General features: G+C 68.6%; 12 protein-coding genes. 11 read left to right on the forward strand and 1 reads right to left on the reverse strand.

The annotated features are described in order from the left end of the window. Nucleotides 1-95: 95 nt before the first annotated feature. The gene (locus tag Q8O14_14935) at nt 96-950 is read right to left on the reverse strand and encodes a flagellin (GenBank protein MDP2362021.1); all 855 of its coding nucleotides are present in this window, start codon (nt 948-950) and stop codon (nt 96-98) included. A gap of 508 nt (nt 951-1,458) precedes the next feature. On the opposite strand from Q8O14_14935, the gene Q8O14_14940 reads away from it, so the two are divergent. The 11 genes from Q8O14_14940 to Q8O14_14990 all read left to right on the forward strand — a co-directional run bounded on the left by Q8O14_14940 (nt 1,459) and on the right by Q8O14_14990 (nt 12,300). Then, nucleotides 1,459-2,715: a hypothetical protein gene (locus Q8O14_14940; GenBank protein ID MDP2362022.1), complete on the forward strand. Its 1,257-nt coding sequence runs from the start codon at nt 1,459-1,461 to the stop codon at nt 2,713-2,715. Beyond that, nucleotides 2,712-4,289 (forward strand): hypothetical protein, encoded by a 1,578-nt coding sequence (locus tag Q8O14_14945; GenBank protein MDP2362023.1) that lies wholly within the window; start codon nt 2,712-2,714, stop codon nt 4,287-4,289. The genes Q8O14_14940 and Q8O14_14945 overlap by 4 nt, the downstream gene beginning before the upstream one ends. Next, nucleotides 4,286-5,278 carry a hypothetical protein gene (locus tag Q8O14_14950; GenBank protein MDP2362024.1) on the forward strand — a complete coding sequence of 331 codons (993 nt, stop codon included), beginning with the start codon at nt 4,286-4,288 and terminating at the stop codon, nt 5,276-5,278. The genes Q8O14_14945 and Q8O14_14950 overlap by 4 nt, the downstream gene beginning before the upstream one ends. Nucleotides 5,279-5,363: 85 nt before the next feature. Further along, nucleotides 5,364-6,266, forward strand: coding sequence for a hypothetical protein (locus tag Q8O14_14955; GenBank protein MDP2362025.1), 903 nt, complete (start codon nt 5,364-5,366; stop codon nt 6,264-6,266). Nucleotides 6,267-6,329: 63 nt separating this feature from the next. After that, entirely contained in the window at nt 6,330-7,445 is a 1,116-nt protein-coding gene (locus Q8O14_14960) for an isocitrate/isopropylmalate dehydrogenase family protein (protein MDP2362026.1), read from the forward strand. Between the two features lie 7 nt (nt 7,446-7,452). Then, nucleotides 7,453-8,073, forward strand: a complete 621-nt coding sequence (locus Q8O14_14965; GenBank protein ID MDP2362027.1) for a hypothetical protein — start codon at nt 7,453-7,455, stop codon at nt 8,071-8,073. Between the two features lie 44 nt (nt 8,074-8,117). Then, entirely contained in the window at nt 8,118-8,621 is a 504-nt protein-coding gene (locus Q8O14_14970) for a hypothetical protein (GenBank protein MDP2362028.1), read from the forward strand. Then, entirely contained in the window at nt 8,618-9,463 is an 846-nt protein-coding gene (locus Q8O14_14975) for a divergent polysaccharide deacetylase family protein (GenBank protein ID MDP2362029.1), read from the forward strand. The genes Q8O14_14970 and Q8O14_14975 overlap by 4 nt, the downstream gene beginning before the upstream one ends. A gap of 1 nt (nt 9,464) precedes the next feature. Further along, nucleotides 9,465-10,178 carry a pyridoxine 5'-phosphate synthase gene (locus Q8O14_14980; protein ID MDP2362030.1) on the forward strand — a complete coding sequence of 238 codons (714 nt, stop codon included), beginning with the start codon at nt 9,465-9,467 and terminating at the stop codon, nt 10,176-10,178. Nucleotides 10,179-10,265: 87 nt separating this feature from the next. After that, nucleotides 10,266-11,621 carry a tryptophanase gene (locus tag Q8O14_14985; GenBank protein ID MDP2362031.1) on the forward strand — a complete coding sequence of 452 codons (1,356 nt, stop codon included), beginning with the start codon at nt 10,266-10,268 and terminating at the stop codon, nt 11,619-11,621. 7 nt (nt 11,622-11,628) lie between these two features. Then, on the forward strand, nt 11,629-12,300 hold the full coding sequence (locus tag Q8O14_14990) for an HAD family phosphatase (protein ID MDP2362032.1): 672 nt from the start codon (nt 11,629-11,631) through the stop codon (nt 12,298-12,300). Nucleotides 12,301-12,389 lie beyond the last annotated feature (89 nt).

Below are 12,389 nucleotides of genomic sequence, written 5' to 3' on the forward strand. Positions count from 1 at the left end.
GGGCAGGGGGCGATTCTTGGGCCGCAGGCCCGCTCCAGTAAACAAAACCGGCGCCCCGCGGGGCGCCGGTCCTCAATCTGCTCCGAGTGGTTGGATCAGCGCAGCAGACCCGCCACGATGGAGGGCAGGTTGTTGGCTTGCGCCTGCATGGCGATGCCGGCTTGCATCAGAATCTGGGCGCGGGTGAAGGCCGCCATCTCCTCGGCCATGTCGGCGTCGCGGATGGTGGACTCCGAGGCGACGATGTTCTCCTTGGAGATCTGCAGGTTCTGCACGGTCGCCTGGAGACGGGTGACATAGGAGCCGATGCGCGTGCGCTCCGTGTCCTTCACGTTGATGGCCGAATCGAGGGTGTCAATGGCACTCTGGGCGGTGGCGGTGTTCGTCAAATCAACGGATGCGAGGCCCAGGCCGCTGGACGTCATGTCTCCCAGGTTCACATAGTAGAAGTCCTGGTCGGAGACGTTGTACGTCCCAATGTGCAGCTTGATGCCTTGTCCACCGGGGCCAGCGGCGCCTTCAGCATAGGTTCCGTCGATGAGGTACAGACCGTTGTAGTTCGTCACGTTGGCAATGCGCGTGATCTCGCTCTTCAGCTGCTGGAACTCCACATCCAGGTAGCTGCGGTCCAGCGAGGTCAGCGTGCCGTTGGACGCCTCAACCGCCAATGCCCTCATGCGGATCAGTTTCTCGTCGATGACACCCAGGGCGCCTTCCGCCGTCGCCAGCATGTTGATGGCATAGTTGGCGTTGCGCTCGGCCTCGACCATGCTGCTGATCTGGGCGCGCATCTTCTCGGAGACGGCCAGTCCTGCCGGATCGTCCCACGCATGGTTGATGCGAAGGCCGGAAGAGAGCCGGGTGACCGCCTGGTCCAGCGAGTACTGGGTGTTCATCAGTTGCCTGTGAACCCCGATCGCCAGCGGGTTTTGGTTGATTCTCAAGCTCATCAGTCACTCCCCTGTTCGGATAGACCTGCTACTACAGTCCCTTGCACTCTTCTGCCTTCTGCAATTCCAGGATGCTTGAAGCGCCCTCCGCCTGCCGCATCAATGTCTCCCCTTTGCGGCCTGCGGAAATGGGCTGAACTTCATTTCGGGAGCTTTCGTGATTTCTGGAGTCCCGCGACGCGCGGCCGCGCTGGCACCCACCCGGAGCGGCCCCTGACCGGCGTTCAGGTCTCCTTGCGAAGCCGTCAGCTGCAGAACTTTTCCATTGGTGATCATCATGATCCTGGCGAATCGCGACCAACTCCGTTCCCTCTTCAGACCGAGCGGGGGCGGTCGTGAGGGTCGACTAGGGCCACTTCTGGACTTGGGAAGTTCCAACCTGTTCATGAGCCCGCCGGCGCCCTGCCCGACTTGCTCCAGGTTGGATTCCAGCGGACCAATCCATACTCTCGCAAGGCGGTGAAGCGGTGGATACCCCGCGAAACGAATTCAAGCTCAGGTGATTTGCATGCGAAAGCGCTGGCTGGCGATCCTGCCGCTGTTCTGGTCCTGTGCCGACAACCTGCCGGATCCCACCGTGGTGGATCCGGCCCTCAGCGCCATCCACCTGCCCGAGGTGATCGTGGCCGGCTGGCCCGAGGCCCTGGAGTTCCGCGCCAAGGCCAGTCTCCCGGCGACGGGGGAGTGGCGGGTGGAGCTTCGCGTGAGCGGTCCGGAGCTGCCCACGCCCCTGGATTACCTGCTTCTGGACGATGGCGACTACTTGGTCTTGACCGATCCCGGCCCCGGCCAGGAGGCCCAAAGCGGCGACAACGTGGCGGGGGACGGCTGGTTCACCACCCGCCTGGCGGCGGATTTCGCCACTGGGCTGGGAAGCTTCACCTTCCGCTTCCGCCTGGTGGGGAACGGCGTGGAGCGTGACTTCCGCCAGGTGACGCGGGAGCGCCTCGTCAACCGCGCCCCAGAGGTTTTCGCCGTCGAGGCGCCGGCCCTGCTGCCTTCGGGTGGCCATTTCACAGCGACGGCGCGGGCGGCGGACCCGGACGGGGCGGAGGATCTGGCCACCGTCCAGTTGCGGCAGACGGGCGGCGGCATGCGCAGCTGGGCCTTCACCCCTGGCGGCGACAGCCTGTGGACGGTGACAGTGGGGCCGGAGCTGGCCGCCGGGCGGCAGGGCCCGGACACCCTGCGCGTGACGGCGACGGACCGGGTGGGCCACGAGGCCGAGCGCTCGCTGGTCGTGGACCTGGAGAACGGCCCGCCCGCCCTGGCCGGCGCGGACCTGCAGTTCTACCTGCGCCTGGGCAACGGCGGCTACCAGCCGCTCGACACGGGGGACACCATCCACCTGTTCGTGCCCAGCACCGACCCGGCTGACTCCAACATCTATCTGATGACGATCCCCGCCTTCGATCCCCAGACCCTGGCCGACATCAGGGAGGTCACCTGGGAGATCACGGCTATGGACAATCCGGCCCAGACCCTGACCCAGTCCATGTCGGATCCAACGGGTGACGGGATCTATCAGGCGGGCATCACTCTGGCGGGTCGACCGGTGCCTTACCAGTACACCATGTATTTCCTGCGCTTCCTGGCTTATGATCAATTCCACGTGTCTCCCCTGGAGGAACGTTTCATCCGTATCCACAACCTGAACGAAGCTCCGGGGCAGCCGGATGCTTGGCCGGCCGGGCTGCGGAGCGAGGGCATGGCCCTGCGGCCCCTGCCCCATGTCTGGCGCGTCAGCGCGGAGGCGCTCCGATGAAGCGCGCCATGTTGGTCCTTGTGCTGGCGGCCGCCTCCTTCGCCGCGTTGCCGGAGGCCCGCCTCTCCTTGCGGCCCGGCGAGTTGGGCGGCCTCTTCGACCAGTCGCCCCATCCGCCCTTCCCCGGCATGGTGAGCAACTCCATCACGCAAATGCGCCTGGTGGTGGAGGGCGCGGACACCCTGCTCTACGGCGCCAACAGCTTCGGCGTGCTGCGCTCCACCGACTTCGGCGCAAGCTTCGTCACCTTCACCGACAGCAGCGGCGTGGGACGGGGCGGCGTCTCCGGCCTGGCGGCCGGTCCCGGCCTGCTGGCCGCCGCCACGGTGGTGGACACCTCCATCGCCAACGTGCAGGGGGCCGGCACGGGGATCGGTTTCAGCCAGGACCGAGGCGGCACCTGGACCTGGCTGCCCCAGCCCATCGACGAGGTCTTCGACACCAGCATCGACCCACGCCAGTGGATCGCCACCGACTGCGAGACGGGGGACAGCCTGCACTGGCTGATCGAGCTGCCCAACCGCACGCCGGTGGAGAACATCACCTGGGGCCTGGCCCTGGAGGGCGACAGCGCCATCTGGGCCGCCAGTTTCGCCGGAGGCTTCCGTCGCTACAGCCTCGCCACGGAGTGCTGGCGCCTCTTCGTGCCGGACCGCGAACGCTTCCAGCCCGTGACCCACCTCAACCACCGCGCCTTCAGCGTCCTCGCCAGCGTGAACGGCGTCTGGGCGGGCAGCGCGGGCGGCCTCAACTTCCTGCCCTGGGACAGCCTGCACGCCCCCGGCGACAACCGGCTGGGCCGCGGCTGGCGCCGCTTCGACTTCCAGCATCCGCAGCTGGACGGCAGCCCCACCATCACGGGCAACTGGGTGGTGACGATGGAGCAGAACCTGCTGCCCGACGGCCGCGACGAGATCTGGGTGGCGGGCTGGGCCACCTTCGCCAGCGTGGGCGACTACTACGGCCTCAGCTGGACGGGCGACGACGGCGCCAGCTGGACCGAGGTGGAGGACCTGCGCGGGGTGAAGATCTGGGACCTGGCCTTCGACGGCGAGGACGTGTGGGTGGCCAGCGACACGGGCCTCTGGAAATCCAACCGGCGCGGCGCGGCGGGCAGCTGGTCCAACTACGGCCAGCTTCGCGACGGGCAGACGGGCCGCTTGATGCTCAGCCCCACGGTCTACGCCGTCGAGGTGGTGGGCGGCCGCTTGCTGGTGGGAACGCCGCGAGGGCTGTTCAGCAGCGGCGACCGCGGCAACACGTGGACCAGCACGCATCACGAGCCCTCCGGCCCCCGCTTCTTCCCCAACCCCTTCTCGCCCCGCGTCCACGGCGCGGCCACCCTGGCGGTGAAGGCGGAGCGGGCGGGCGGCGCCAGCATCCGCATCTATGATTTCGCCATGGATCTCGTGAAGTCGGTGGCGGACGGTGTGGCTGTCCCCGCCGGCCAGAGTGTCGAGTTCTACTGGGACGGCACCAACCGCCGCGGCGATCTGGCGGCCAACGGTGTGTACTTCTATCTGGTGGAGGCCCCCGGCATCTCGACCTGGGGCAAGTTGATGGTGGTGAAATGATGCGCGCCCGCCCCTGGATCCTGCCGGGCCTGGCCTCCCTGGCGCTGGGCGGCCTGCTGGCCTCGCCCAACCCCGCGGCGGCCGACGAGAACAGCAACGGCGGCACGGCGGGGGCCCTGCGCCGCGTGGGGCACTCCGCCGCCCTGATGGCCTTGGGCAACGCCGGGGCGGCCTATCCGCTCTCCGCCGAATCGCGCCTGGTCAATCCGGCCCTCATCGGCTGGTGGCGCACGCGCCAGGCCAACCTGGACTGGCACAAGCTTTCCCTGGACCGCGACCTGGTGGGCGTCCACCTGCTGTGGCCCCTGCAACCCATGGGCGCTTTCGGGCTCAGCTTCCAGCGCGCCGCCGTGGACGGCATTCCCGAGACCACCACCTGGGGCGAGCCCACCGGACGCAGCCTGGAAGCATCGGACAACCTCTTCAGCTTCGGCGTGGCGCTCAACCCATCGCGCTTTCTGGCGCTGGGCGTGAACATGAGCATCCTTACCAGCGGCTTCTCCGGCATGGACGAGGGGAGCACCGAACTGAAGGAGACCACCGCCGCCTTCGACCTGGGCTTCTCCGTGCGACCCCGCTCCAACCTGTGGGCCGGCCTCAGCGTGCAGAACCTGGGCGGCTCCCTGGCCTGGGACTCCAGCACCCTCTGGGGATCCGGCCGGGGCGGCTCCAGCGAGGACGATCTGCCCGTCCTCCTCACGGTGGGGCTGGGCGGCGAGTTCATCCACGACCGTCTTCTGCTTGTGCTGGATTACGAGGCGAGCGACGTGGACGCCTGGGACCTGCGCGGCGGCCTGGAGTGGCGCAGCCCCCCCGGCGAAATGGGCAGTTGGGCCCTGCGGGCGGGCTGGGACGACGGTTCGCCGGCCCTCGGGCTGGGCTTCGCCTGGCCCTTCGACCGCTTCGAGGCGGGTTTGGACTACGCTGTCACCTTCCACGAGAACGATCCGGACGAGATCCATGTCATCACATGGCGGGTGACTTTCTGACACGTGCGTTCCATCGGGGGATCCCGGCCATGCACCGCGACAGGGCCCGTGGTCGCCGACAGGTTGTTGGGGGAGGTGCTTGCCCATGCGTGGATTCGCCGTCTCACTGGCTCTGACGCTGGCCGGCGCCGGCCTGGCGCAGGGCGCCACCGGGCTGGCCTTTCTCAAGATCTGCCCGGACGCCGCCTCCTCGGCCCTGGGCGAGAATGGCGCCGTGGGCTGGCGGGACGCGCTCAGCCCCGTGCGCAACCCGGCCCTGGCCCCGCCCGACGAGCTGACCCATCTCGCCATCACCCGCTCGGACTGGATCTTCGAGTCCGACTACCTGGCCCTGGCCTTCCGCTCATCCTTCAGGACCTGGTCCTGGGGGGCCGACCTGCGCGTGCTCAGCTCCGACAACTTCGAGCTGCGGGATGGTCCCAATCCCGATCCCACCGGCGAGTTCCGCCTGGACGACCTGGCGGTCGGCCTCTCCCTCTCCGTCCCGCTCAAGGAGAATCTGCGGGCCGGGGCGGCCCTGCGCCGCATCCAGGAAAAAATGTACAACGAGAACTCGCGGGGCTGGACCGGGGATCTGGGCCTGCGCTGGGAGCGTCGCCGCGAGGTGGGGCGCCTGGTCGCCGTGTCGGCCACGGCACGCAACCTGGGCTACTCGTCGGACTTCGTGAACGAGGCGCCCGATCCGCCCCGCACCCTGGGCCTGGGCGCCGAATGGCAGGGCGAACTGCCCCTGGGCGGGTGGAGCGGCGGCCTGCAGGCCGAGCTGCGCCATTTGCAGGATGACGGGAGCCATCTCCATCTTGGCGCCGAGGCCATGCCGGTGGCCGGCCTGACCCTGCGCGGCGGCTGGATGAGCGGCTACGAGGAGCGGGGCTCCACCCTGGGAGTGGGTTTCGCTTGGCGCAACCTGCGGCTGGATTACGCCTGGCTGCCCTTCTCGAGCGCCCTGGCCGATGTCCACCGCTTCACTTTCTCCTTCGCTTTGTGACACCGGCCGGGCCATCCGGCGGTGCGATAGATGCAGCCTCATCAGTTTCAAGGAGACCGCGACATGGCCAAGTACCGCATCGCCTGGTTGCCCGGGGACGGCGTGGGCAACGACGTGATGGACGCCACCCGGCCCGTCCTCCAGGCCCTGGGCTTCGAGGCAGAATACATCCACGGGGACATCGGCTGGGAGTTCTGGTGCCGGGAGGGCAACCCCCTGCCCGACCGCACGCTGGAGGTGCTGCGCTCCACCGACGCCGCCCTCTTCGGGGCCATCACCTCCAAGCCCAAGGAGGAGGCGGTGGAGGAGCTGGCGTCGGAACTGCGCGGCAAGGGCTACGACTACTTCAGCCCCATCGTCCGCCTGCGCCAGGAGTTCAACCTCCACACCAACCTGCGTCCCTGCAAGGCCTATCCGGGCAATCCGCTCAACTACAAGGAAGGCATCGACCTGGTGATCTTCCGCGAGAACACGGAAGGCAGCTACGGCGGCGTGGAGTTCCATCCGCTGCCCCAGCAGGTCTACGATGCGCTCTGCCTCAACCCGAAAATGAAGAAGTTCGGCGCCTTCGACCTGGCGGACATCGCCCTCTCCACGCGCATCATGACGCGGCAGGGTTGCCGGCGCATCGTCAAAGCCGCCTTCGACTACGCCCGCACGTACGGCCGCAAGAGCGTGACCGTCGTCGAGAAGCCCAACGTCCTGCGCGAGACGGGCGGCCTCATGATCCGCGAGGCCCGCAAGGTGGCGGCCGACTACCCGGAGATCCAGCTCTGGGAGACCAACATCGACGCGCAGTGCATGTGGCTGCTGAAGAATCCCTTCGACTATGACGTGCTGGTGGCCGAGAACATGTTCGGCGACATCATCAGCGACCTGGGCGCCCAACTGGTGGGCGGCCTGGGCTTTGCCGCCAGCGGCAACATCGGCGACAACTACGCCGTCTTCGAGCCCACCCACGGCAGCGCCCCGAAGTATTTCGGGCAGAACAAGGTCAACCCCATGGCCATGTTCCTCACGGCCAAGATGATGCTGGAGTGGCTGGGCGAGAAGCCCATGGCCGACCGGCTGGAGGCCGCCATCGCCGCCGTGCTGAAGGAGGGGAAGGCCCGCACCTACGACATGGGCGGCACGACGGGGACGCAGGAGATGGGCGAGGCCGTCATCGCCAAGCTGTAGGACCGGCGTGACACGGATCGACACGACATCCGAGGGGAGCGGAAGGCGGGGCAACCTCCTTCCGCTTCGTCTTTTCCTGGCCACCGCGCTGGCCGGTTGCGCCCTCTTCGAGCCCCGCGACAGCCAGCAGCCCGACGACGGCGACCACCTCGCCTGGCGGCCCCCCATCAGCCCCGACGCCGTGCTGGCCAACCTGGCCACGGTGGTGGCGGCCCTGGAGCCCGTTGTCTACGGGGAACTGCTGGCGGACAGCGGCTGGACGCGGCCTTTCCGTTTTGTGGCGGATCCGGCCGTGGCCGGCCAGGGCCTGAGCTGGGGTCTGGACGAGGAGCTGGCCGCCTGGCAGCGTTTCTGCGACCATTACGAGGCTCTCCAGGCGCGGCCCTCCCTGCACCTCCTGCGCACGGACTCGCTCACGGCGGGGGATTCCGCCTCTTACACGGCCGACTACCGCCTGGCGCTGCCCGCCTCGGCGGGTCGCTCCGACGAGGCCTGGGCCGGCACCCTGCGCCTGGGCCTCTCGCGCAACCTGCTCAACGGCGACTGGGCCATCCATCGCTGGGAGGATTGGGGCGCCGACAGCCTGCCCTCCTGGACGCAGCTCAAGCAGGTCTTCCTGTGGCCATGAGCTCTTCCTTCCCCCTGCCAGGGGGAAGATCAGGATGGGGGTTGATGGCCGGCCTCCTCTTGGCCATCTCCTGCGACAACCCCTTCGCCCCGCCCCTGGGCGACCCGCTCTCCCTCTGGACGGACCAGAGCACCGTGGGAGGGCTGCTGGAGAATTTCCGCAGCTCCTACATCCACCGCGACAGCCTGCGCTACGCCGAGTGCCTGGCCTGCCCGGACTACCAGTTCAATTTCTTCAACACGGAACTGGGCGAGTACGACATGATGCCCCGCGAGACGGACCTGCTCTCCACCGGCCGCCTCTTCCGCCACTACCCGGAAGTGGACCTGCGCTGGGTGGGCGTGGGGGAGGATCTGGCCGATCTGGCCACGCCGGACTCCCTGGTCCGCTTCGCCATTCTCTTCGAACTGCGCCTTGGCCAGAGCGTGCTGGCCGGCCACGCCACCTTCACCGTGATCAAGTCCGTTCCGCTTGATGAGTTCTGCCAAAGTCCGATCTTTGGCCCTACGCCGGTCTTCCGCATCATCCAGTGGGACGACGATCTGTGATCCGCCTGTCCGCTTGGCTGCTCTCTTTCCTGCTCCTCATCCTGCCCCTGGCGGGACCGCCCCTCCATGGAGCGGCCGGCCGCATCCTGCTCATCCTGGACGACATGGGACACCCCATCGGCGCGGAGCGCCTGGCCGCCTGCCAAGCCCTGCCGCCGGAGGTGGCCTTCTCCATCATCCCCGGCACGCCGCTGGCCGCGCACCTGGCGGATCGCTGCACCAGGCTGGGCCGCGACTACCTGGCCCATCTGCCCTGGGAGCCGCTCAACCCGCACCTGCCCGCCGAGCGCCTGCTGCTGCCGGTGAAAGCCGGCCCCGACCAGATGGAGGCCCTGGTGTCCCGCGCCCGGCGCGAACTGCCGGACATGGTGGCCGCCAACAACCACCAGGGGTCGCGCGCCAGCCTGGACCGACGGTTCCTGGAAACCTTCGCCCGGACCTGGCAGCCCTTGGGCTTGCCTTTCATCGACAGCCGCACCATCGCCGGCTCGCGGGTGCCGGACGTGCTGGGCGCCGCCGGCATCCCCGTCCACGTCAACCGCATTTTTCTGGACCATGTGGACAGCGACGAGGCCATTGCCGCCGAGCTGAAAACCTTGGAGTCCCTGGCCCGCCGCGAGGGGACTGTCATCGCCATCGCCCACCCTCGGCCGCGCACCCTGCGGCTGCTGGCGCGTTGGCTGGACGGCCTGCCCCCCGACCTGGCGCTGGCGCCGGCCCGCCTGGTCCTGTCGGCGCCACGGCCGGGCGACTGGCTGGCGCAGCGCGCGCCGGAGGCCGCGGCGCCGCAAAAGACGACGGGCTGGCCGAGCACGGCCTTCCCCGCCGCCATGGAGGATTGAGATGAGACTGGGCGTCAACATCGACCACATCGCCACCCTGCGCCAGGCGCGGCAGGGCATCGAGCCCGATCCGCTCCATGCCGTGGGGCTGGTGGAGCGCGCCGGGGCGGACGGCATCGTCTGCCACCTGCGGGAGGATCGCCGCCACATCTCGGACCGCGACCTCAAGCTGTTGCGCGCCGTGGTGGGAACGCACCTCAACCTGGAGATGGCGGCCACCGAGGAGATGGTCAACATCGCCCTGGACACGGCGCCCGACATGGTGACGCTGGTACCCGAGCGCCGCGAGGAGCTGACCACCGAGGGCGGGCTCAATCTGCGGGCGGGCGGCGACGATCTGGCCCAGCGCATCCGCGTCCTGCGCAACCACGGCATCGTGGTCAGCGTCTTCATCGATCCCGAGCTGGACCAGGTGAAGGAGGCGCGGCGCCTGGGGGCGCAGTTCGTGGAGCTGCACACGGGCGACTACGCCGCCCAGCGCGGCGAGGCGGAGCTGGAACAGGCCGCCGAGCGCATCCGCGAGGCGGCCATCGCGGCGCGCCGCTTCGGCCTGCGGGTCAGCGCCGGCCACGGCCTGAACTACCCCAACGTGGGGCGCATCGCCGCCATGCCGGAGATAGAGGAGCTGAACATCGGCCACTCCATCATCGCCCGCGCCGTCTTCGCGGGCCTGGAGGCGGCGGTGCGGGACATGCTGCGGGCCATGGGTCGCTGATCCCCGTCCCCCGGCCAGGGGGACGGCCGGGAAGGAGCTTCATGATGAAGAAGAGCGCCACTCTATTGCAGACCTGACGAGGAGCACATGGACTTCCCGGCGGAACCCTTTCGCATCAAGGTGGTGGAGCGCGTCAAGCGACTGACGCGCGCCGAGCGTGACGAGAAGATCGTGGCCGCCGGCTACAACCTCTTCAGCCTGCGCGCCGAGGACATCTTCATCGACCTGCTCACGGACTCGGGCACCAGCGCCATGAGCGACAACCAGTGGGCCGGCATCATGCACGGCGACGAATCCTACGCCGGCAGCCGCAACTACTACCACTTCGTCGAGGTCGTGCGGCGCATCTTCGGTTACGAGCACGTCATCCCCACCCACCAGGGCCGTGTGGCGGAGAACCTGCTCTTCTCCACCCTGCTCAAGCCGGGCATGGCCGTGCCCAACAACATCCACTTCGACACGACGCGGGCCAATGTCCAGGCCAACGGCGGTCTCGCCCTGGACTGCGCCGGTCACGTGGCCTACGAACCGGAGACGGAGCACCCCTTCAAGGGCAACATGGACCTGGACCGCCTGGAGCACACCATCAAGCAGGTGGGGGCCGACAACATTCCCGTCGTCATGCTCACCATCACCAACAACAGCGGCGGCGGCCAGCCGGTCTCCATGCAGAACGTACGCGAGACGAGCGAACTGGTCCGCAAGTACGGCATCCCGCTCTTCTTCGACGCCTGCCGCTTCGCCGAAAACTGCTGGTTCATCAAGCAGCGCGAGGCGGGCTACCAGGACCGCAGCGTCCTTGAGATCGCCCAGGAACTCTTCACCTACGGCGACGGCTGCACCATGAGCGCCAAGAAGGACGCCCTGGTCAACATCGGCGGCTTCCTCTGCCTCAACGACGGCGAGCTGGCCCAGCGCATCAAGAACAAATTGATCCTGATCGAGGGCTTCCCCACCTACGGCGGCCTGGCCGGCCGCGACCTGGAGGCCGTCGCCCGCGGCCTGGAGGAGGTGCTGGAGGAGGATTACCTGGCCTACCGCATCGGGCAGGTGAAGAGCCTGGCCGACGAGCTGGACGACGCCGGCATCCCCTTCATCAAGCCGGCGGGCGGCCACGCCGTGTACCTCAACGCCAAGAAGTTCCTGCCGCACATCCCGCCGGAGCACTTCCCCGGCCAGGCCCTCGCCGTGGAGCTTTACCGCGAGGGCGGCGTGCGGGCCTGTGAGATCGGCAGCCTCATGTTCGGCGAGAGCGAGGCGCCGGAGATGGAGCTGGTGCGCCTGGCCATCCCCCGACGCGTCTACACCGGCGCCCACATGAAGTTCGTGGCCGACGCGCTGCGCGGGATCCATCAGCGGCGTGACCAGCTCAAGGGCTACCGCATCGTGTGGCAGCCACCCATGCTGCGCCACTTCACCGCTGTGCTGGAGCCCTTGCCCTGAGGGCGGCGTGAGACAGGCCGCCTTCAGGCTCCGCGCCGTCCTGCTCGACATGGACGGCGTGCTGATCGACTCGCAGCCCAACCATGTGCGGGCCTGGCAGGCCGTCTTCGCGGCGCGAGGCGTGGCGCTGGACGCCATGCTCCCCCTGCAGCGGGAGGGCGAGAAGGCGCTGGACACCTGCGCCTGGATCTGCCGGGAGCTGGGACTGGACTGGGACAGCAGGGAGCGCGAGGCCCTGGTGGCGGAGAAGCGCCGCATCTTCCGCGCCCTGCCCGGTAGCGATGTCTTTCCCGGAGCGGTGGACCTGCTCGACGGCCTGGCGGCGCGCGGTCTTCCCGCGGCCCTGGTGACGGGCTCCACCGTGGTGAACGCGCGGGCCCTCGTGCCGGCCGCCCTGTGGGCGCGTTTCGGGGCGGTGGTGACGGCGGAGGACGTGGCCCGGGGCAAGCCCGACCCGGAGGGCTACCGCAAGGCGGCGGCGGCCCTGGGCGTGACGCCGGACTCCTGCCTGGCGGTGGAGAATGCCCCTTTCGGCATCCAGGCTGCCCGGGCGGCGGGTTGCCGCGTGCTGGCCTTGACCACCACCCTGCCGGCGGAGTGGCTGGCGGAGGCGGACGAGATCAGCGGGCGGCACGAGGTCGTGCTGGAGATTGTTGACGGGTTGTCGCGGAGGCGATGAGCCCCCATCCCGACCTTCCCCCTGGGAGGGGAGTGGGCTGGGCGCCATGAACCCCCATCCCGACCTTCCCCCTGGGAGGGGAGTGGGCT

It is taken from the genome of bacterium (genome assembly GCA_030685015.1).
GTDB lineage: Bacteria > CAIWAD01 > CAIWAD01 > CAIWAD01 > CAIWAD01 > CAIWAD01.